Here is a 20,964-nt window from a genome sequence, read left to right as displayed (position 1 = left end):
GGCTACGACACCAACACACCAGGCTTATTCCTGTGGAGTTAAATATGAGCGATAAAATTATTCACCTGACTGACGACAGTTTTGACACGGACGTACTCAAGGCTGACGGGCTGACCCTCGTCGATTTCTGGGCAGAGTGGTGTGGTCCGTGCAAAATGATCGCCCCGATTCTGGATGAGATCGCTGAAGAGTATCAGGGCAAACTGACCGTAGCTAAGCTGAACATTGACCAGAACCCGGGCACTGCGCCGAAATACGGCATTCGCGGTATCCCAACCCTGCTGCTGTTTAAAAACGGCGAAGTGGCGGCCACTAAAGTTGGCGCACTGTCCAAGGGTCAGCTGAAAGAGTTCCTCGACGCTAACCTGGCGTAAGCGAATTGCTGTTCCGGCGTCCAGATTCCTATTTTTTGCGGAACTCTGGACGCCCGGCTGGAGTCGTGCTAAGTTAATCCACAGACTTCGTTTTAAACATACCTTGTTTGAATCTTGTTTTACCCGAAGCATCCCGCATAAATGCGCGTGAAGCTAATAATTCCGGGCTTTTCACTCATTCCGTCTAGTCGTTTCAGTTCTGCGTTCTTTCCTGTGACCAGGCAACGTACAGACACGAGATGAAGGCCGTTAACAGGCATGGAAGTTCCTGCCATACCATTCACAACATTAAGTTCGAGATTTACCCCGAGTTTAAGAACCCACACCACTATGAATCTTACCGAATTAAAGAATACGCCGGTTTCTGAGCTGATTACTCTCGGCGAAAATATGGGGCTGGAAAACCTGGCTCGTATGCGTAAGCAGGATATTATTTTTGCCATCCTCAAGCAGCATTCGAAGAGTGGCGAAGATATCTTTGGCGACGGCGTACTGGAGATACTGCAGGATGGATTTGGATTCCTCCGCTCCGCAGACAGCTCCTACCTCGCCGGCCCTGACGACATCTACGTATCCCCCAGCCAAATCCGCCGTTTCAACCTCCGCACTGGTGACACCATTTCCGGTAAGATTCGTCCTCCGAAAGAGGGTGAACGTTACTTTGCGCTGCTGAAAGTTAACGAAGTTAACTACGACAAGCCGGAAAACGCGCGTAACAAGATCCTGTTCGAGAACTTAACGCCGCTGCACGCGAACTCTCGCCTGCGTATGGAGCGTGGTAACGGTTCTACCGAAGACTTAACCGCTCGCGTACTGGATCTGGCCTCCCCGATTGGCCGCGGCCAGCGTGGTCTGATCGTCGCGCCGCCGAAAGCCGGTAAAACCATGCTGCTGCAGAACATCGCGCAAAGCATCGCATACAACCACCCGGACTGTGTCCTGATGGTACTGCTGATCGACGAACGTCCGGAAGAAGTGACCGAGATGCAGCGTCTGGTGAAAGGTGAAGTGGTTGCTTCCACCTTTGACGAGCCGGCATCCCGTCACGTGCAGGTTGCCGAGATGGTTATTGAGAAAGCGAAACGTCTGGTTGAACACAAGAAAGACGTTATCATCCTGCTCGACTCCATTACCCGTCTGGCGCGTGCCTACAACACCGTGGTTCCGGCTTCCGGTAAAGTGTTGACCGGTGGTGTGGACGCCAACGCCCTGCACCGTCCGAAGCGTTTCTTTGGTGCGGCACGTAACGTCGAGGAGGGCGGTAGCCTGACCATCATCGCCACGGCGCTGATCGACACCGGTTCCAAAATGGACGAAGTTATCTACGAAGAGTTTAAAGGCACCGGTAACATGGAACTGCACCTCTCTCGTAAGATTGCTGAAAAACGCGTCTTCCCGGCTATCGACTACAACCGTTCCGGTACCCGTAAAGAAGAGCTGCTTACCACTCAGGAAGAGCTGCAGAAAATGTGGATCCTGCGCAAAATTATCCATCCGATGGGTGAGATTGATGCGATGGAATTCCTCATCAATAAGCTGGCAATGACCAAGACGAATGATGACTTCTTCGATATGATGAAGCGCTCGTAAGGTAAAAAAAGCCAAAAACGCCACGCCTTTGCGTGGCGTTTTCATTTTTGGGTTTGTATGATCCAGAGACAGAGAAAGCGGGACGAAAGTTGTCGTATAATGGCGCCGGATAGCAGGCGGAGACAGCTTTAACAGACTAAAATCTATACAATAAATTTGTAATGTTCTGCTTTTCCCCTTCTGGAGTTGGGGCATCATCGCTATACTTCCCGGATTAACTATGCTGAGAGCACATGCGTTGTGAATTTACTCACTGCTATTACTGAATTAATCAGTATTTTCTTATTCACGACCCTCTTTATTTTTGTCGCGCGGAAAGTGGCAAAAAAGATCGGGTTAGTGGATAAACCCAACTATCGCAAACGGCATCAGGGGTTGATTCCGTTGGTCGGTGGTATCTCAGTTTATGCAGGTATCTGTTTCACTTTCGCCATCGCCGATTATTATATTCCTCACGCCTCGCTGTATCTGGCCTGCGCGGGGGTATTGGTGCTGGTTGGCGCGCTTGACGATCGCTTCGACATCAGCGTGAAAATTCGCGCGGTCATTCAGGCCGCGATCGCCGTGATTATGATGATGGCAGGGAATCTGCATCTGAGTAGTTTGGGCTTTATTTTTGGCTCGTGGGAACTGGTGCTGGGGCCCTTCGGCTTCTTCCTGACGCTGTTTGCCGTCTGGGCCGCTATCAATGCGTTCAACATGGTCGATGGTATCGACGGCCTGCTCGGCGGACTGTCATCGGTCTCTTTTGCGGCGACCGGGATTATTCTTTGGTTTGATGGTCAGTACAGCCTGGCGATGTGGTGTTTCGCGATGATCGCCGCCATTCTACCCTATATTCTTCTCAATCTTGGCGCCCTCGGCCGCCGCTATAAAGTCTTTATGGGTGACGCCGGCAGCACGATGATTGGCTTCACCATCATCTGGATCCTGCTGGAAACCACGCAAGGTAAAACGCATCCCATTAGCCCGGTGACCGCGCTGTGGATTATCGCTATCCCGCTGATGGACATGGTGGCGATTATGTATCGCCGCCTGCGCAAAGGCATGAGTCCTTTCTCACCGGACCGTCAGCATATTCATCATTTGATCATGCGCGCCGGGTTTACTTCCCGCCAGGCGTTTGTCCTGATTACCCTGGCCGCCGCCCTGCTGGCGCTGGTTGGCGTCGTGGCGGAATACACCCGCATTGTGCCGGAATGGGTGATGTTAATTCTCTTTTTGGTAGCCTTCTTTCTTTATGGCTACTGTATTAAGCGCGCCTGGAAAGTGGCGCGCCTGGTTAAGCGCATCAGACGCAGAATTCGGCGACACAGCGGCAATAATCCGAAACTAACCAAGTAGAGCTGGGGATGTGATGACTCAACCATTACCGGGAGCACAAGCAGTGAACGTTGAGAACGAGCTGGATATTCGCGGGCTGTTTCGCGCTTTATGGGCAGGAAAAGGCTGGATAGTCGGCGGCGCCGTACTCTTCGCCGCCATCGTGCTGGTGTACACCTTCTTTGCTCGCCAGGAGTGGAGCGCCACGGCGATCACCGATCGGCCTACTGTCAATATGTTGGGGGGATACTATTCCCAACAGCAGTTCCTACGCAATCTGGACATTAAAGCCGACCTCGCCTCGGTCGACCAGCCTTCCGCCATGGATGAAGCGTATAAAGAGTTCATCATGCAGCTGGCCTCATGGGATACCCGGCGCGATTTCTGGCTGCAAACGGACTACTACAAGCAGCGTCAGTCGGGTAATGCCCGCGCTGATGCGGCGATGCTGGATGACCTGATTAACAATATCCAGTTTATGCCAGGCGATGCGGCCAAGAGCATTAACGACAGCGTCAAACTGACCGCCGAGACCGGGCAGGATGCCAATAATCTGTTGCGTCAGTATGTGGCCTTCGCCAGCCAGCGGGCGGCAGGCCATCTTAACGACGAACTTAAAGGCGCCTGGGCGGCGCGGACGGTGCAGATGAAGGCGCAGGTGAAGCGCCAGGAAGAGGTGGCCGAGGCCATCTTCAACCGCCGGACGCACAGCGTGGAGCAGGCGCTGAAGGTGGCTCAGCAGCACAATATTTCACGTAGCGAAACGGATGTTCCTGCCGATCAGTTGCCGGATTCAGAGCTATTTTTATTGGGCAGGCCGATGCTGCAGGCCAGGCTGGAAAACCTGCAGGCCGTCGGGCCGGAATATGACCTCGATTACGACCAGAACCGCGCCATGCTGAGCACGTTGAACGTCGGTCCAACGTTAGATCCGCGTTTTCAGACTTACCGGTATTTGCGGACGCCGGAAGAACCTGTAAAACGCGATAGCCCGCGCCGTGTATTTCTGATGGTGATGTGGGGGATTGTGGGTGCGCTCATCGGCGCAGGCGTGGCGTTATCGCGTCGTCGTGTCCTGTGATTGCGGCCTGTGGTGAAGGGCAGATGACCTTCATCGCCTAATCGAAGAGAATCGATGTGAAAGTACTAACTGTATTTGGCACGAGGCCGGAAGCCATCAAGATGGCGCCTCTGGTCCATGCGCTGGCAAAGGATCCTCATTTTGAGGCGAAAGTATGCGTGACCGCGCAGCATCGGGAGATGCTCGATCAGGTGTTGAAACTTTTCTCTATTGTCCCGGACTACGATCTCAACATCATGAAGCCGGGGCAGGGGCTGACCGAGATCACCTGTCGCATCCTTGAAGGGCTGAAGCCGGTGCTGGAGTCGTTTAAACCCGACGTGGTGCTGGTGCATGGCGATACCACCACCACCATGGCGGCGAGCCTGGCGGCGTTTTACCAGCGGATACCGGTGGGTCACGTAGAGGCCGGCCTGCGCACCGGTGATTTAAGTTCGCCGTGGCCGGAAGAAGGCAACCGTACGTTGACCGGCCATCTGGCGACATACCATTTCGCCCCCACGGAAACCTCGCGGCAGAACCTGCTGCGGGAAAATATTGCCGACAGTCGGATCACGGTTACCGGGAATACGGTCATTGACGCCCTGTTCTGGGTGCGGGATCGGGTGCTGGGCGATGAAGCGCTACGGGAGACCCTGCTGCAGCGCTATCCTTTCATCAGCCACGGTAAAAAGATGATTCTGGTTACCGGCCACCGGCGGGAAAGCTTTGGGCTCGGTTTTGAACAGATCTGCCAGGCGCTGGCCGAGATAGCCCATACCCACCCTGAGGTGCAGATTGTCTATCCGGTTCACCTGAATCCTAATGTCAGCGAGCCGGTGAATCGTATTCTTGGCCATATTGACAATGTGATGTTGATTGAACCGCAGGATTACCTGCCGTTCGTCTGGCTGATGGATCGCGCCTGGCTGATCCTGACCGATTCCGGCGGCATTCAGGAAGAGGCCCCCTCGCTGGGTAAGCCGGTGCTGGTCATGCGCGATATGACCGAACGTCCGGAAGCGGTGGCCGCCGGCACCGTGTGTCTGGTGGGCACCGACAGCCAGCGCATCGTCGCGGAAGTGACGCGACTGCTGGAGGATGATGCTGCATACCAGGCGATGAGCCGCGCGCATAATCCCTATGGCGATGGCGAAGCATGTCGTCGCATTTTGTCTGCACTTAAAAATAATCAGGTAACGCTATGAGTTTTTCTACCATTTCAGTGATTGGCCTTGGCTATATCGGGCTGCCAACCGCTGCCGCGTTCGCCTCCCGGCAGAAGCGGGTGGTCGGCGTTGATGTTAATCAACATGCCGTGGAGACCATTAACCGTGGAGAGATTCATATCGTGGAGCCGGATCTGGCGAGCGTGGTGAAGACCGCGGTCGAGCAGGGGTATTTAAGCGCCACCACCACCCCGGTGGAGGCGGATGCTTACCTGATTGCCGTGCCGACGCCGTTTAAAGATCGCCACGAGCCGGATATGGTGTTTGTCGAGTCGGCCGCCAAATCTATTGCGCCGACGTTAAAGAAAGGCTCGCTGGTGATCCTCGAGTCCACTTCGCCGGTCGGGTCGACCGAACAGATGGCCGAGTGGCTGGCGGAGATGCGCCCGGATCTTAGCTTCCCCCAGCAGGTGGGTGAAGCGGCGGACGTGAATATCGCCTACTGCCCGGAGCGGGTATTGCCCGGTCAGGTGATGGTCGAGCTGATTAAAAACGACCGCGTTATCGGCGGCATGTCGCCGGTCTGCTCCGCTCGCGCCAGCGAGCTGTATAAAATCTTCCTTGAAGGCGAATGCGTGGTGACCAACTCGCGCACCGCCGAGATGTGCAAGCTGACGGAAAACAGCTTCCGCGACGTCAACATCGCTTTTGCCAACGAGCTGTCGCTGATTTGCGCTGACCAGGGGATTAACGTCTGGGAGCTGATCCGCCTGGCGAACCGCCATCCGCGCGTCAATATCCTGCAGCCGGGCCCGGGTGTTGGCGGCCACTGTATCGCCGTCGACCCATGGTTTATCGTGGCGCAAAACCCGCAGCAGGCGCGTCTGATCCGCACCGCTCGCGAGGTCAACGACCACAAGCCGGAATGGGTTATCGAACAGGTGAAAGCGCAGGTGGCGGACTGCCTGAATGCCACCAACAAGCGGGCCAGCGAACTGACGATCGCCTGTTTTGGCCTCGCTTTTAAACCGAATATTGACGACCTGCGCGAAAGTCCGGCGATGGAAATTGCCGCGCAGATTGCCCGCTGGCACAGCGGCACGACCCAGGTGGTTGAGCCCAACATTCACGCACTGCCGAAGAAACTCGATGGACTGTGTACGCTGGCGACCCTTGAGGCGGCGCTGGCCAGCGCCGATGTGCTGGTGATGTTGGTCGATCATAACCAATTTAAAGCCGTTAGCGGCGATAGCGTCACCCAGGCGTTTATCGTCGACACCAAAGGAGTGTGGCGGTGAGAACCATTCTGGTCACCGGCGGCGCGGGCTTCATTGGTTCGGCGGTAGTGCGGGAGATTATCCAGCACACCGCCGATCGCGTGGTGGTGGTGGATAAACTGACCTACGCCGGCAATTTAATGTCGCTGGCGCCGGTGGCGCAGGATGCGCGTTTCGCCTTTGAACAGGTGGATATCTGCGACCGCGCCGAGCTGGATCGCATTTTTCGTCAGCATCAACCGGATACGGTGATGCACCTGGCGGCGGAAAGCCATGTCGATCGTTCGATTGACGGCCCGGCGGCGTTTATCGAGACCAATATCGTGGGCACCTATACGCTGCTGGAGGCGGCCCGTAGCTGGTGGAATACCCTGGCTACGGCGCAAAAATCGGCGTTTCGCTTCCATCACATCTCCACCGATGAAGTGTATGGCGATCTGCACGGCAGCGATGATTTCTTTACCGAGACCACGCCCTATGCGCCAAGCAGCCCCTATTCGGCTTCGAAAGCCAGCAGCGACCACCTGGTGCGCGCCTGGCTGCGAACCTATGGCCTGCCGACGCTTATCACCAACTGCTCAAATAACTACGGCCCGTATCACTTTCCCGAGAAGCTGATCCCGCTGACGATCCTTAACGCGCTGGCGGGCAAGCCGCTGCCGGTGTATGGCAATGGACAACAGATCCGCGACTGGCTGTACGTGGAAGATCACGCCAGAGCGCTGTATCTGGTGGCGACCCGCGGCGAACCGGGCGAAACTTACAATATCGGCGGTCATAACGAACGTAAAAATATCGAGGTGGTGGAAACCATTTGTCAGCTGCTGGAAGAGCTGGCGCCGGATAAGCCGCAGGGCGTGGCGCACTATCGCGATCTGATCGCCTTCGTTGCCGATCGTCCGGGCCACGATCTGCGCTATGCCATTGATGCCTCGAAGATTGCCCGCGAGCTGGGCTGGACGCCGGCAGAGACTTTCACCTCCGGTATGCATAAGACCGTGGCGTGGTATCTGGCGAACGAGGCCTGGTGGCGTCAGGTTCAGGACGGAAGCTATCAGGGCGAGCGTCTTGGGCTGCAAAGCTAATCATCTCTGGGGGGAATGATGAAAGGTATTATTCTGGCGGGCGGTTCCGGAACGCGGCTACATCCCATCACCCGCGGCGTATCGAAGCAGCTGTTGCCGATCTACGATAAGCCCATGATCTACTACCCGCTGTCGGTATTAATGCTGGCCGGGATCCGTGAGATCCTGATTATCACCACGCCGGACGACCTACGTGATTTCCAGCGCCTGCTCGGCGATGGCTCAGAGTTTGGCATTGCGCTGCACTATGCCGTACAGCCGACGCCGGATGGTTTAGCCCAGGCGTTTATCATCGGCGAAGCCTTTCTTAACGGCGAACCGGCGTGTCTGGTGTTAGGCGACAATATCTTCTTCGGCCAAAGCTTTAGCCCGAAGCTGCGCAGCGTCGCTGCCCGCACGGAAGGGGCGACGATTTTTGGCTATCAGGTGATGGATCCTGAGCGCTTTGGCGTGGTGGAGTTTGATGATAACTTCCGTGCGCTATCGCTGGAAGAGAAGCCGAAGCAGCCGAAGTCGAACTGGGCGGTCACCGGTCTCTATTTCTACGATGGCAAGGTGACGGAGTATGCCAAACGGGTCAAGCCATCCGAGCGCGGCGAGCTGGAAATCACCTCCATCAACCAGATGTATCTGGAGGATGGCGCATTGACCGTCGAACTGCTTGGACGCGGCTTTGCCTGGCTGGACACCGGCACCCACGATAGCCTGATCGAGGCCAGCATGTTCGTGCAGACCGTCGAGAAGCGCCAGGGCTTTAAAATCGCCTGTCTGGAAGAGATCGGCTGGCGTAACGGCTGGCTGGACGACGACGGCGTCAAACGTGCGGCGAAGCGGCTGGAAAAAACCGGCTACGGCCAATATCTGCTGGATCTGCTCCGTGCCCGTCCGCGCCAGTATTGACCCCCTGGAGTGGGAGAACCGCTTCTTTGCCGTGAACAGCGCGATCGTGCGCTTTGACGAGCACGCGCCGCGGCTGACGCCTGAGGCGCTGGCGGGGTGGTCGCGAGTGCAGGCGAAGATCGCCGCCAGCGACACCGTCCGGCTGGACGCGCTGCAGCGGCTGGGTTTTCAGCTGGTGGAAGGTGAGGTCGATCTGGCGCTGCCGGTGGGCAGCCCTGCAGATGCCGGCGCAGACGTCGCCGTGGAAGCGGATATTGCGCCGCTGCGCGAGCAGGCGGCGCAGGCATTTGCCATGAGCCGCTTTCGCGCGCCCTGGTACGCTGCCGACGCCAGCGGCCGCTTCTATGCCCAGTGGATTGAAAATGCGGTGCGCGGCACCTTCGATCATCAGTGCCTGATTTATCGCCATCCTGAGGGCGATATTCGCGCCTTTGTCTCCCTGCGGCAGATCACTGCGACCGAAGCGCGTATCGGCCTGCTGGCCGGACGCGGCGCCGGGGCGCAGTTGATGCAGGCGGCGCGGTACTGGGCCGCCTCGCGCGGACTTTCTACACTGCGGGTGGCGACCCAGATGGGCAACACCGCCGCGCTTAAACGTTATATTCTCAGCGGTGCTAACGTGGAAAGCACCGCCTACTGGCTATACAGGTGACCCCCATGATCCCATTTAACGCGCCGCCGGTGGTTGGAACCGAGCTTGATTACATGCAGTCTGCGATGAACAGCGGCAAGCTGTGCGGCGACGGCGGCTTTACGCGCCGCTGCCAGCAGTGGATGGAGCAGCGATTTGGCACGGCAAAAGCGCTACTGACCCCTTCCTGCACGGCTTCGCTGGAGATGGCCGCGCTGCTGCTGGATATCCAGCCGGGCGACGAAGTGATTATGCCCAGCTATACCTTTGTCTCCACCGCCAACGCCTTTGTGCTGCGCGGGGCGAAAATCGTCTTCGTTGATATCCGTCGCGATACGATGAATATCGACGAAACGCTCATCGAAGCCGCCATCACCGATAAAACCCGGGCGATTGTCCCGGTGCATTATGCCGGCGTAGCCTGCGAGATGGACACCATCATGGCCATCGCCGACAAATACAACCTGTTTGTGGTGGAAGACGCCGCGCAGGGGGTGATGTCCACCTACAAGGGGCGCGCGCTGGGCACCATCGGCCATATCGGCTGCTTCAGCTTCCATGAAACCAAAAACTACACCGCCGGCGGTGAGGGCGGGGCGACGCTGATCAACGATCGCACGCTGGTGGAACGCGCGGAGATTATTCGCGAAAAAGGCACCAACCGCAGCCAGTTCTTTCGCGGCCTGGTGGATAAATATACCTGGCGGGACATTGGCTCCAGCTATCTGATGTCCGACCTGCAGGCCGCCTATCTGTGGGCGCAGCTGGAAGCGGCGGAGCGCATCAACCAGCAGCGCCTGGCCCTGTGGCAGAACTACTATGATGCGCTGCTGCCGCTGGCGCGCGCCGGGCGTATCGAACTGCCGAGGGTTCCGGCCGACTGCGGGCAAAACGCGCACATGTTCTACATTAAGCTGCGCGATATCGAGGATCGCAGCAGACTGATCGCCTGGCTGAAAGAGGCGGAGATCCTCGCGGTATTCCATTACATTCCCCTGCACAGCTGCCCGGCAGGCGAACAGTTCGGCGAATTCCGCGGTGAAGACCGCTACACCACTCAGGAGAGCGAGCGTCTGGTACGCCTGCCGCTGTTTTACAATCTGTCTGTGGTGAACCAGCGGACGGTGATTAACTCGCTGCTGAGCTACTTCTCCTGATATGTCGTTAGCAAAAGCCTCACTGTGGACGGCGGCATCGACGCTGGTCAAAATCGGCGCCGGTCTGCTGGTCGTCAAGCTGCTGGCCGTCTCGTTTGGGCCGGCGGGCGTTGGCCAGGCCGGTAACTTCCGGCAACTGGTCACCGTACTCGGCGTGCTGGCCGGGGCCGGGATATTTAATGGCGTCACGAAGCTGGTGGCGCAGCATCACGACGATCCCCCGCGCCTGAAGCAGGTGGTGGGCACCTCGTCGGCGATGGTGCTTGGCTTTTCCACCCTGCTGGCGCTGGTATTTTTACTGGCGGCGGCGCCGATAAGCCAGGGGCTGTTCGGCCATACGCACTATCAGGGGCTGGTACGCCTGGTGGCGCTGGTGCAGATGGGGATCGCCTGGGCGAATTTCCTGCTGGCGCTGATGAAAGGCTTTCGCGATGCGGCGGGTAACGCCTTCTCGCTGATTGCCGGGAGCCTGATCGGCGTGGCGGCTTACTATGCTTGCTACGTGTTGGGCGGCTATCAGGGCGCGCTGCTGGGGCTGGCGTTAGTTCCAGCGCTGGTGGTGGTCCCGGCGGGTATTATGCTCTGGCGGCGGGGTAATATCCCGCTGAGCGCCCTGCGTCCGCGCTGGGATAACGGTCTGGCGGGACAGCTATCGAAATTTACCCTGATGGCGCTGATAACCTCGGTGACCCTGCCGGTAGCCTATGTGATGATGCGTAATCTGCTGGCGGCGCATTACGGCTGGGAGGCGGTCGGGATCTGGCAGGGGGTTAGCAGCATCTCCGATGCCTACCTGCAGTTTATTACCGCCTCGTTTAGCGTCTATCTGCTGCCGACGCTGTCGCGGCTGAGCGCCAAAACGGATATCACCCACGAGATAGTCAAGTCGCTGAAATTCGTCCTGCCGGCAGTAGCGGCGGCGAGCCTGACGGTCTGGCTGCTGCGCGATTTTGCCATCTGGCTGCTGTTTTCCGATCGCTTTACCGCGATGCGTGACCTGTTTGCCTGGCAGCTGGTGGGCGACGTTTTAAAAGTAGGCGCCTACGTCTATGGCTATCTGGTGATCGCCAAAGCGTCGCTGCGTTTTTATATTCTGACGGAAATCAGCCAGTTCGCACTGCTGACCACATTCTCACACTGGCTTATACCGGCGCACGGCGCGGTTGGCGCGGCGCAGGCATATATGGCCACTTATATTGTTTATTTCGCCCTTTGTAGTGGCGTGTTTTTACTCTGGCGTAAACGGGCATGACAGCACTGATACATGTACTGGGATCGGATATCCCGCATCATAACCAGACCGTACTGCGGTTCTTTAACGACGAACTGGCCGCCGACCCGCAGGCCAGGAGATTTATGATCGTCGGTGATGAGGCCTGCGTGCGTGATGGGTATCCGGCGCTGGACATCACCTGCTATCCGGGGAAGAAATCGCTGGCGCAGGCAGTGATTGCTACCGCGAAAGCCAACCGCCAGCAGCGCTTTTTCTTCCACGGCCAGTTCAATACCGGGCTGTGGCTGGCGCTGTTGAGCGGCGGCATCCGCCCGTCGCAGTTTAACTGGCATATCTGGGGGGCGGATCTGTATGAAAATTCTGCCAGCCTGAAGTTTCGCCTGTTCTATCCGCTGCGCCGTATGGCGCAGGGGCGGGTAGGGCGCGTTTTCGCCACCCGCGGCGATCTCAGCTGGTTCGCTAACCGCCATCCGCGCGTCCCGGGCGAGCTGCTCTACTTCCCGACCCGTATGGATCCGGCGCTGAATACCCTGGCCGATAACGCTCCGCGCGGTGATACCCTGACTATTCTGGTCGGCAACTCCGGGGATCGCAGCAATGAACATATTGCCGCGCTGAAGGCAATCCATCAGCAGTTTGGCGATACGGTAAACGTCATCGTGCCGATGGGCTATCCAGCGAATAACGACGCCTATATCAATGAGGTTCGCGAGGCGGGGGCGGCGCTGTTTAGCGGTGAGCATCTGCAGATCCTCAGCGAGAAGCTGGAGTTTCATGATTATCTGGCGCTGCTGCGCCGCTGCGATCTGGGCTATTTTCTGTTTGCCCGCCAGCAGGGGATCGGCACCCTGTGTCTGCTGATTCAGGCGGGCATCCCCTGCGTGCTCAATCGGGAAAACCCGTTCTGGCAGGATATGGCCGAGCAGCATGTGCCGGTGCTGTTCACCAGCGACGCGCTGGACGTCAGCGTGGTGCGCGAAGCGCAGCGTCAGCTGGCGAGCGTGGATAAATCCGCTATCGCCTTCTTCCGGCCGAACTATCTGACGGGCTGGCAGCGGGCGCTACGGTTAGCGGCGGAGGGGCAGGCATGACGTTAATGCAATTTAGCGGGCTGCTGGTGGTCTGGCTGCTGTCGACCCTGTTTATCGCCACCGCCACCTGGTTTGAGTTCCGCCGGGTACGCTTCAACTTCAACGTCTTTTTCTCGTTGTTGTTTCTGCTGACCTTTTTCTTCGGCTTCCCGCTGACCAGTATTCTGGTGTTCCGCTTTGACGTCAGCGTAGCGCCGCCGGAGATTTTGCTGCAGACGCTGCTGATCGCGGTATGCTTCTACGCGATCTACTACGTGACCTATAAAACGCGGTTGCGCCCGGCCTCGCGCGAGGTTGCGCATCGCCCGCTGTTTACCATGAACCGGGTGGAAACCCATCTGGCGTGGGGCATACTGATGGGGCTGGCGCTGCTGTGCGTCGGCATCTTCTTCGCTCACAACGGCTTTCTGCTGTTTAAGCTCAACTCCTACAGCCAGATTTTCTCTGCTGAAGTGTCCGGCGTGGCGTTGAAGCGCTTCTTTTACTTCTTTATTCCGGCGATGCTGGTGGTCTATTTTCTGCGCCAGGATTATAAGGCGTGGATCTTCTTCCTCGTCAGCACCGTGGCCTTTGGTTTGCTGACCTACGCCATTGTCGGCGGGACCCGCGCCAATATCATCATCGCCTTCGCCATCTTTCTGTTCATCGGTATTATTCGCGGCTGGATCAGCCTGTGGATGCTGGCGGCGGCGGGCGTGCTGGGTATTGTCGGCATGTTCTGGCTGGCGCTGAAGCGCTACGGGATGAACGTCAGCGGCGATGAAGCGTTTTATACCTTCCTGTATCTCACGCGCGACACCTTCTCACCGTGGGAGAACCTGGCGCTGCTGCTGCAGAACTACGACAAGATCGATTTCCAGGGGCTGGCGCCGATGATCCGCGATTTCTACGTCTTCATCCCCAGCTGGATGTGGCACGGTCGTCCGACGATGGTGCTCAATACCGCCAACTACTTCACCTGGGAGGTGTTAAACAACCATTCGGGGCTGGCGATCTCGCCGACGCTGATTGGCTCGCTGGTGGTGATGGGCGGCGTCTGGTTCGTACCGCTGGGCGCCGTGGCGGTAGGGTTGATTATTAAATGGTTCGACTGGCTGTATGAGCTGGGCAACCGGGAGAGCAATCGCTATAAAGCGGCTATCCTGCACAGTTTCTGTTTCGGCGCTATCTTCAACATGATAGTGCTGGCGCGCGAGGGGCTGGATTCGTTCGGCTCCCGCGTGGTGTTTTTCCTCGTGATCTTTGGTATCTGCTTGCTGGCGGCGAAACTGCTGTACTGGTTCCTGGATAGCGTGGGACTGATTCATAAGCGCGTAAAACCGCTTTCGCAACCGCAAGTCTGAGAAGGATGGACATGACTGGGACCATTTCCGCGCCGTTGTACCTGTTAAGAGGGCTGCAGCTCATAGGCTGGCGCGATATGCCGCACGCTCTGGATTATTTGTTTGCCGACGGCGCGCTCCGCGAGGGGACGCTGGTAGCCATTAATGCTGAGAAAATGCTGGCCGTAGAGGATAACCCGGAGGTACGGGCGCTGATTGAGGCGGCGGAGTTTAAATATGCCGATGGCATCAGCGTGGTGCGTTCGCTGCGCAAAAAATACCCGCAGGCCCAGGTATCCCGCGTCGCCGGGGCCGATCTCTGGGAAGCGTTAATGCAGCGCGCTGGCGCTGAAGGGACACCGGTGTTTTTGGTTGGTGGTAAACCTGAGGTCCTGGCGCAGACAGAATCCAGGCTGCGTCAGCGCTGGCAGGTGAACATCGTCGGCAGCCAGGACGGTTATTTCACCCCTGAGCAACGCCAGGCATTGTTCGAACGCATTCGCGACAGCGGGGCGAAAATCGTCACCGTCGCGATGGGGTCGCCGCGCCAGGAGATCTTTATGCGCGACTGCCGGCGCCTGTATCCGCACGCGCTGTATATGGGCGTCGGCGGCACTTACGATGTTTTTACCGGGCACGTCCATCGGGCGCCGAAGTTCTGGCAGGATCTGGGGCTGGAGTGGTTCTATCGTCTGCTTTTACAGCCGAGCCGCATCAAGAGACAGTTCCGCCTACTGCGCTATTTACGTTGGCATTATTCCGGTAAGCTCTGATATTCCACTGCAACCAGGCGAGTTTGCATACATATTCTGTGTAATCTCTTCACTCGCCTGATACTTTATTTGCCATTTCCGCAAAATTAATTAACCATTCGCAGGCTTCATACGCGCCGGGGAGACCTGCGCGTCGGCAAGGCTATGGTTTCAGTTAATAACAATAACCGGGAGCACCCGGAATACGGCAAACACAAGAGGATATATGACTGAGAAAAAAGCGGAGCTCCAGCGTGGACTGGAGGCCCGGCATATTGAACTGATCGCCCTTGGCGGGACGATTGGCGTGGGGTTGTTTATGGGGGCGGCCAGTACCTTGAAATGGGCTGGGCCTTCCGTGCTGCTGGCGTACATTATCGCTGGCCTGTTCGTCTTTTTCATTATGCGCTCAATGGGCGAAATGCTGTTCCTTGAGCCTGTCACAGGCTCCTTCGCGGTGTATGCGCATCGCTATATGAGCCCCTTCTTCGGCTATCTGACCGCGTGGTCCTACTGGTTTATGTGGATGGCGGTGGGGATCTCGGAGATTACCGCCATCGGGGTCTATGTGCAGTTCTGGTTCCCGGAGATGGCGCAGTGGATCCCGGCGTTGATTGCCGTGGGGCTGGTGGCGTTGGCTAACCTCGCGGCGGTCCGGCTATACGGTGAAATCGAGTTCTGGTTCGCCATGATAAAAGTGACCACCATTATCGTGATGATCGTCGTGGGTCTGGGCGTCATTTTCTTCGGCTTTGGCAACGGCGGCCACTCCATCGGTTTTGGTAATCTCACCGAACATGGTGGTTTCTTTGCTGGCGGCTGGAAGGGCTTCCTGACGGCGCTGTGTATCGTGGTCGCGTCCTATCAGGGGGTGGAGCTCATCGGCATTACCGCAGGTGAAGCGAAAAACCCGCAGGTGACGCTGCGCAGCGCGGTGGGCAAAGTGCTGTGGCGGATCCTGATTTTCTACGTCGGCGCGATTTTTGTTATCGTCACTATCTTCCCGTGGGATCAAATCGGCTCCAACGGCAGCCCGTTCGTACTGACGTTTGCCAAGATCGGTATTACCGCGGCGGCGGGAATTATCAACTTCGTGGTGCTGACGGCAGCGCTTTCCGGCTGCAACAGCGGAATGTACAGCTGCGGACGTATGCTGTACGCCCTGGCGAAGAACCGTCAGCTGCCGGCGGCGATCGGTAAGGTATCGCGCAACGGCGTTCCGTCCGTCGGTGTGGCGCTGTCGATTCTGATCCTGCTGGTGGGCTCCTGCCTGAATTACATTATTCCTAATCCGCAGCGGGTGTTCGTCTATGTCTATAGCGCCAGCGTCCTGCCGGGGATGGTGCCCTGGTTTGTGATCCTGATTAGTCAGCTGCGTTTCCGTCGCGTGCATCAGGCGGCGATTGCCAGCCATCCGTTCCGTTCGCTGCTGTTTCCGTGGGCCAACTATTTCACGATGGCCTTCCTGATCTGCGTGCTGGTCGGGATGGGACTGAATGATGAAACCCGCATGTCGCTCTTCGTCGGCATTATTTTTCTGGCCGCCGTCACCCTGATTTATAAGGTGTTTGGCCTCGGAAGACAGGGGCAAGTCAATAATACGGCTGAATAACCGTCAAAACGAACAAAGCATGAGCAAACGATAATTTTCTTTAAAAAGGCACTAGACAGCGGGGTAGGAAGTCCGTATTATCCGACCCCGCAACGGCGCTAAGCGCCCGTAGCTCAGCTGGATAGAGCGCTGCCCTCCGGAGGCAGAGGTCTCAGGTTCGAATCCTGTCGGGCGCACCATTAACCCGGTGCTGGAGCTGCGGTGGTTTTAATACCGCGTAAAAGGTTTGCAGTGGTGGCTATAGCTCAGTTGGTAGAGCCCTGGATTGTGATTCCAGTTGTCGTGGGTTCGAATCCCATTAGCCACCCCATTATTTGATAGAGTTGTGAATTTGCGAAGGTGGCGGAATTGGTAGACGCGCTAGCTTCAGGTGTTAGTGTTCTTACGGACGTGGGGGTTCAAGTCCCCCCCCTCGCACCACGACTTTAACGAATTGAACTAAAAATTCAAAAAGCAGTATTTCGGCGAGTAGCGCAGCTTGGTAGCGCAACTGGTTTGGGACCAGTGGGTCGGAGGTTCGAATCCTCTCTCGCCGACCAATTTTGAACCCCGCTTCGGCGGGGTTTTTTGTTTTCTGCTGCCGTCCGCCATCTCTTATTTCTCTGATCTTGCTGATAAAAAATCTTCTCTTTGCTTAAGAATACGCGTCAGGAAAACTCTCAATTCATCACTGTGGTAGATGCAATTTCCCCGGATCCTGTGCGATAATAACCGGGTAGATGCTCATTCCATCTCTTATGTTCGCCTTCGTGCCTCATAAACTCCGGAATGATGCAGAGCCGTTCTTACGGTGCTTATCGTCCACTGACAGATGTCGCATTTATGCCTCATCAAACACCATGGACATTACGTTGAGTGAAGCACCCAATTTGTTGTCAAACAGACCTGTTTTAACGCCTGCCCTGATTTCAGCGCAGGCGTTTTTTTCTTTCAGGGATCCGTCAATGCGAAGGCGGGGGAGAAGGGCTATCGCCCCGCAGGAGGCGATAGCCATGCCAGGTTATGGCTGAGGATTATTCTGCAGCGTCAGCAGCAGTCCATCGCGGCGCATAGCGGCGGCTTCTTCCGGCTGATGCAGGCGGTCCAGGGCATCCGCCAGCCAGGCGTAATCAAAGGCATCCGGACGCTGCTTAAGCGCGGCGCGGAAGGCGATGCTGGCCTCCTGCCATTCGCCGTGCCGCATCAGCGACTGGCCCAGGGTGCTCCACAGCAGCGGACGGTCGCCAACGGCTTTGATCTGCTGGCGCAACACTTTCTCCAGCTGTTCCGGGTTATTGGTCTTCAGACGCGGGATCGGCATCACCAGACGGTCATCATACTGTTTCTTCAGACCATCAATGATAATTTGCTGCGCGGTATCGTGATCGTCGCTCTCGATGAGGCGCTCGGCCATCGCCACCTGCAGCGGCACCAGCGCCCGCGTTTTACGGCTCTGGTTGCGCCACCATTCGCGTAGTCCTTCGCTGCCGCCATCGGCCAGCGCTTTATCCATCAGGCCAACCCAGGCCAGCTGTTCCAGCGCCGCACGGTGCGCTTCATCGCCGACGTTAGCTTTCGCCATCGACGGAATGATGTCCAGCAGCGACTGCCAGGCGCCGGTGCGGGTGTATGCCTGTTCGGCGAGGCGCAGCACTTCCGGATGACGCGGGGTAATTTCCAGCAGCTTATCGATGCCATGGCGCGCAGCGTGATTTTCATTACGAGCCAGCTGCAGGCGAACGCGAGTGATTTCCACCGGGATCAGGTCATCGCCCGCCAGCTCGGTGGCGCGCTCCAGATGCTGGTTGGCCCGCGCTTCATCGCCGCGCTGCTGGGCCGCTTCCGCCGCCAGCAGATAGTTCACCACCGGCTGTTCGGCGTGATCGGCATTTTTCGCCATCAGCTTCTCAACCTGCTGGTAATCACCTTCCGCCAGCTTAAGCAGCGCCTGCTCGGTTTGCTTACGCGCGCGACGGCGTTTACGGCCGACAAACCAGCCGCGCGTATGCGCCCCGGTGCGGAAAATGCGGCGCAGCAGCCATTCAATGGCGAACATCACCACCATGGCGAGGATCAGGATGATCACCAGCCCGGTCACGCTGGTCTCGATATTGTAATTATCGGTCTGGATCAGGACGTAGCCCTGATGCCCGGCGATCATCGGGCCAAGCACGATCCCGGCGATCAACAGTGCGAAGAGTAAAAGAATTTTCAGCATGCGTTACTCTCCTTGCGGCGCAGCGGGGGCGGCCGGCGCAGCAGGTGCGGGCGAAGGCGCGCCGCCCGCGGTAACGGCAGGCTGCGCCATCAGGTTGCGCACTCGGGTCTGCATCAGTTTTTCCAGCAACGCCTGGCTCTGCAGCGTTTCCGGCACCGTCATGGTAATGCTTTGCTGACTGAGCTTATCCACCTCGTCGAGGAAGGCTTTGGTGGTGGCGTCATCGGTATCATAATAGGCGCGTACCCAGGTCGAGACGTTATCCAGCGACTGTTTCCAGGTCTCTTCCTGATGGCGCGGAACTGCCTGCGCGGCGACCAGCAGGCGAGAGCGAATATTTTCCCGCAGATAGATATCCTGATTCGGCGCCAGCAGCGGGACCGCCGTTTCATCGCGGCGGCGCACGGTGATAAAGCTGTCCATAAAGTTCTGCCAGCTTTTCTGCAGGTTGACGCGCCATTCGCTGATAGAACTGGAAAGCTCATCGCTATCAGCGTCCATCGGCGAATCGTCATCGTTATTATCGGCCAGCCGCAGGTTATCGATTTGGTTCGCCAGCTGATTAACCTTGAGGATCATGCCGTCATAGTCCACCTGGCTTACCGCGGAGAGGGTGGCGATGTCGTCGGTGATCGCCCGGCGGGCGCCGATGAGGCTTGGGTCGTTCATGTCGGCGAGGCTGGCGTCAGCGCTTTTCAGCAGCGCGGCGGCGGTGGTGACATCCTGATCGCTCCACAGCTTACGTCCCGCCAGCTTGACGAGGAAGTCGGCCTGGGCCAGCAGCCAGGTTTTGGCATCGCTACCGGAAATCACCGCCACTTTTTGCTGCAGCTCATCCAACTGTTTGGCCAGCGTCTCCTGCTGGTGTTTGGCTTCGTTTAGCTGGTCGGCCTGCTGTTTGATAACACCTTCCAGTTCACTTTTTTGATTTTCCTGCGCTTTTTGCAGCGCCGCGACCTGGCTTGCTAATTCAGAGGTAGTTGCGTTTTGCCGCGTGGCCTGTTGTTTGTTCAGGCCATACAGGCCGATGCCGGCGGCTATCGCAATGGCGATAGCGATCGCGCTGAGCGCCAGGCTGGTTTTATTGCCTGCCTTCTTCTTCTCAGTATTCTCTGGCTGTGGTGTGGTCTCCACGGCCTCCCTGGTCTCTTCAACCACGGCGGATTGATTTTGTTGTTCCGTCATTATGGCTTCCAATGTTGAGAGTTATTGTAATGCGCGTAGCAGCGCATCGTTGTCGGCGCTATCGGCAACCTGAATCTCCTGCCAGCCCAGTTCCCGGGCCTGAAGGGCCAGACGTTCGCTGACAACGACAACGCGGCAGTGCAGGAGCCACTGTTCGCGATACCATTGCGGTATTAACGACCATAGCTGCTGCAGCATCTCGCCGCTGGTGACCACCAGCGTGGTGACTCCGCGAGATTGCCAGCGCATCGCTTCTTCTGCGCCATCGTAATGTTTTGCACTACGTTGATAACATTCACAAAATGTGACCCTGGCGCCGCGCTCGGTCAGCGTCGCGCCTAAGAGTTCCCGCCCGCCATTGCCGCGTAGGATCAGCGCATTTTTCCCGGCAATGTTTTGTAATTCAGGTAATTGTAGCAAGACTTCGCTAATTTCCCGATCTAACGGGTAATGGATATGCTGCCCACTGACCGTATGCAGGGCCAGCGCCGTCGTGCGGCCAATGGCAAAATAGCGCGGAGAAGTGGGCCAGGGCAGGCCCTGCTGCTGCAGACGGGCATGGGCGAATTCCACCGCATGCTGGGATAGCGCAAATAGCAGATCGTCGGGCCCCAGTCGGGCAAGCGCATCGCCCAGCGCGGGAAGCTCCCTGCCAGGCGTAAATTCTATCAGCGGAAAGCTCCAGGCCACGCGTCCCATGGCCCGCAGACGGCTGACCAGCGCTTCTCCTTGCGGTAGTGGACGAGTGACCAGGATGCTCATCGCGGGGCTTCTCCATCATAAACCGCCGCGAGAATCTCGCGGGCGCCATTATCCAGAAGCTCTTCCGCCAGCGAGATGCCGAGGGCTTCCGCTTGTTCCGCTGGCCCGCGTCGTTCGCCGCGCACCAGCTGTGAACCATCCGGAGCGCCAACCAGCGCCCGCAGCCACAGTTCCCCGTCCTTCAGTTCCGCATAGCTGCCGATCGGCACCTGGCAGCCGCCTTCGAGGCGGGTGTTCATCGCC

Annotated in this window: 18 protein-coding genes, 4 tRNA genes and 1 pseudogene; 19 read left to right on the top strand and 4 right to left on the bottom strand. The window is 57.6% G+C overall.

The window, feature by feature from the left end; all coding sequences use genetic code 11:
• Positions 1 to 44 precede the first annotated feature (44 nt).
• From trxA to KHQ28_RS09545, 19 genes are all read left to right on the top strand, one after another.
• The gene (gene trxA, locus KHQ28_RS09635) at positions 45 to 374 is read left to right on the top strand and encodes a thioredoxin TrxA (protein WP_002883224.1); all 330 of its coding nucleotides are present in this window, start codon (positions 45 to 47) and stop codon (positions 372 to 374) included.
• Between the two features lie 330 nt (positions 375 to 704).
• The gene (gene rho, locus KHQ28_RS09630; RefSeq protein WP_002883293.1) at positions 705 to 1,964 is read left to right on the top strand and encodes a transcription termination factor Rho; all 1,260 of its coding nucleotides are present in this window, start codon (positions 705 to 707) and stop codon (positions 1,962 to 1,964) included.
• A gap of 240 nt (positions 1,965 to 2,204) precedes the next feature.
• Entirely contained in the window at positions 2,205 to 3,308 is a 1,104-nt protein-coding gene (gene wecA / locus KHQ28_RS09625) for a UDP-N-acetylglucosamine--undecaprenyl-phosphate N-acetylglucosaminephosphotransferase (protein WP_002883295.1), read from the top strand.
• A 13-nt stretch (positions 3,309 to 3,321) separates the two neighbouring features.
• Entirely contained in the window at positions 3,322 to 4,368 is a 1,047-nt protein-coding gene (gene wzzE / locus KHQ28_RS09620; RefSeq protein ID WP_002883296.1) for an ECA polysaccharide chain length modulation protein, read from the top strand.
• A gap of 56 nt (positions 4,369 to 4,424) precedes the next feature.
• Positions 4,425 to 5,555: a non-hydrolyzing UDP-N-acetylglucosamine 2-epimerase gene (wecB, locus tag KHQ28_RS09615; protein WP_002883297.1), complete on the top strand. Its 1,131-nt coding sequence runs from the start codon at positions 4,425 to 4,427 to the stop codon at positions 5,553 to 5,555.
• Positions 5,552 to 6,814 (top strand): UDP-N-acetyl-D-mannosamine dehydrogenase, encoded by a 1,263-nt coding sequence (gene wecC, locus KHQ28_RS09610; RefSeq protein WP_004186361.1) that lies wholly within the window; start codon positions 5,552 to 5,554, stop codon positions 6,812 to 6,814. The genes wecB and wecC overlap by 4 nt, the downstream gene beginning before the upstream one ends.
• The gene (gene rffG / locus KHQ28_RS09605) at positions 6,811 to 7,878 is read left to right on the top strand and encodes a dTDP-glucose 4,6-dehydratase (protein ID WP_019704851.1); all 1,068 of its coding nucleotides are present in this window, start codon (positions 6,811 to 6,813) and stop codon (positions 7,876 to 7,878) included. Before wecC ends, rffG begins: the two co-directional genes overlap by 4 nt.
• A gap of 18 nt (positions 7,879 to 7,896) precedes the next feature.
• Positions 7,897 to 8,778, top strand: a complete 882-nt coding sequence (rfbA, locus tag KHQ28_RS09600; protein WP_002883307.1) for a glucose-1-phosphate thymidylyltransferase RfbA — start codon at positions 7,897 to 7,899, stop codon at positions 8,776 to 8,778.
• Positions 8,756 to 9,430: a dTDP-4-amino-4,6-dideoxy-D-galactose acyltransferase gene (rffC, locus tag KHQ28_RS09595; protein ID WP_004146507.1), complete on the top strand. Its 675-nt coding sequence runs from the start codon at positions 8,756 to 8,758 to the stop codon at positions 9,428 to 9,430. The genes rfbA and rffC overlap by 23 nt, the downstream gene beginning before the upstream one ends.
• 5 nt (positions 9,431 to 9,435) lie before the next feature.
• Positions 9,436 to 10,566 (top strand): dTDP-4-amino-4,6-dideoxygalactose transaminase, encoded by a 1,131-nt coding sequence (rffA, locus tag KHQ28_RS09590; RefSeq protein ID WP_032418224.1) that lies wholly within the window; start codon positions 9,436 to 9,438, stop codon positions 10,564 to 10,566.
• A gap of 1 nt (position 10,567) precedes the next feature.
• A complete protein-coding gene (wzxE, locus tag KHQ28_RS09585) occupies positions 10,568 to 11,818 on the top strand; it encodes a lipid III flippase WzxE (protein ID WP_004150424.1) in 1,251 nt (416 codons plus the stop codon).
• A complete protein-coding gene (locus tag KHQ28_RS09580) occupies positions 11,815 to 12,891 on the top strand; it encodes a TDP-N-acetylfucosamine:lipid II N-acetylfucosaminyltransferase (RefSeq protein WP_032418223.1) in 1,077 nt (358 codons plus the stop codon). The genes wzxE and KHQ28_RS09580 overlap by 4 nt, the downstream gene beginning before the upstream one ends.
• Complete coding sequence (gene wzyE / locus KHQ28_RS09575) at positions 12,888 to 14,234, top strand: ECA oligosaccharide polymerase (protein WP_004886822.1); 1,347 nt, start codon at positions 12,888 to 12,890, stop codon at positions 14,232 to 14,234. Before KHQ28_RS09580 ends, wzyE begins: the two co-directional genes overlap by 4 nt.
• Positions 14,235 to 14,245: 11 nt before the next feature.
• Complete coding sequence (gene wecG / locus KHQ28_RS09570) at positions 14,246 to 14,986, top strand: lipopolysaccharide N-acetylmannosaminouronosyltransferase (protein WP_004177935.1); 741 nt, start codon at positions 14,246 to 14,248, stop codon at positions 14,984 to 14,986.
• Between the two features lie 205 nt (positions 14,987 to 15,191).
• Complete coding sequence (locus KHQ28_RS09565; RefSeq protein WP_002883322.1) at positions 15,192 to 16,577, top strand: amino acid permease; 1,386 nt, start codon at positions 15,192 to 15,194, stop codon at positions 16,575 to 16,577.
• A 102-nt stretch (positions 16,578 to 16,679) separates the two neighbouring features.
• Positions 16,680 to 16,756: transfer RNA gene (locus tag KHQ28_RS09560), tRNA-Arg, on the top strand.
• Between the two features lie 55 nt (positions 16,757 to 16,811).
• Positions 16,812 to 16,887: transfer RNA gene (locus KHQ28_RS09555), tRNA-His, on the top strand.
• 23 nt (positions 16,888 to 16,910) lie between these two features.
• Positions 16,911 to 16,997: transfer RNA gene (locus KHQ28_RS09550), tRNA-Leu, on the top strand.
• A gap of 42 nt (positions 16,998 to 17,039) precedes the next feature.
• Positions 17,040 to 17,116 (top strand) — tRNA-Pro (locus KHQ28_RS09545).
• A gap of 461 nt (positions 17,117 to 17,577) precedes the next feature.
• Here KHQ28_RS09545 and hemY read toward each other — a convergent pair.
• The 4 genes and pseudogenes from hemY to hemC form a co-directional block, all read right to left on the bottom strand.
• Positions 17,578 to 18,774, bottom strand: coding sequence for a protoheme IX biogenesis protein HemY (gene hemY, locus KHQ28_RS09540; RefSeq protein WP_032418222.1), 1,197 nt, complete (start codon positions 18,772 to 18,774; stop codon positions 17,578 to 17,580).
• A gap of 3 nt (positions 18,775 to 18,777) precedes the next feature.
• The gene (hemX, locus tag KHQ28_RS09535) at positions 18,778 to 19,959 is read right to left on the bottom strand and encodes a uroporphyrinogen-III C-methyltransferase (RefSeq protein ID WP_004150429.1); all 1,182 of its coding nucleotides are present in this window, start codon (positions 19,957 to 19,959) and stop codon (positions 18,778 to 18,780) included.
• Between the two features lie 21 nt (positions 19,960 to 19,980).
• Positions 19,981 to 20,721: a uroporphyrinogen-III synthase gene (hemD, locus tag KHQ28_RS09530; protein ID WP_002883380.1), complete on the bottom strand. Its 741-nt coding sequence runs from the start codon at positions 20,719 to 20,721 to the stop codon at positions 19,981 to 19,983.
• Positions 20,718 to 20,964, bottom strand: a pseudogene (gene hemC / locus KHQ28_RS09525) (hydroxymethylbilane synthase); the annotation flags it as partial. The gene hemD and the pseudogene hemC, both read right to left, overlap by 4 nt.

The sequence above is a fragment of the Klebsiella sp. 28 genome (assembly GCF_018223905.1).
GTDB classification, from domain to species: domain Bacteria; phylum Pseudomonadota; class Gammaproteobacteria; order Enterobacterales; family Enterobacteriaceae; genus Klebsiella; species Klebsiella pneumoniae.
The sequence above is the reverse complement of the archived record's forward strand: the minus strand, read 5'-3'. Positions and strand labels throughout refer to the sequence as shown.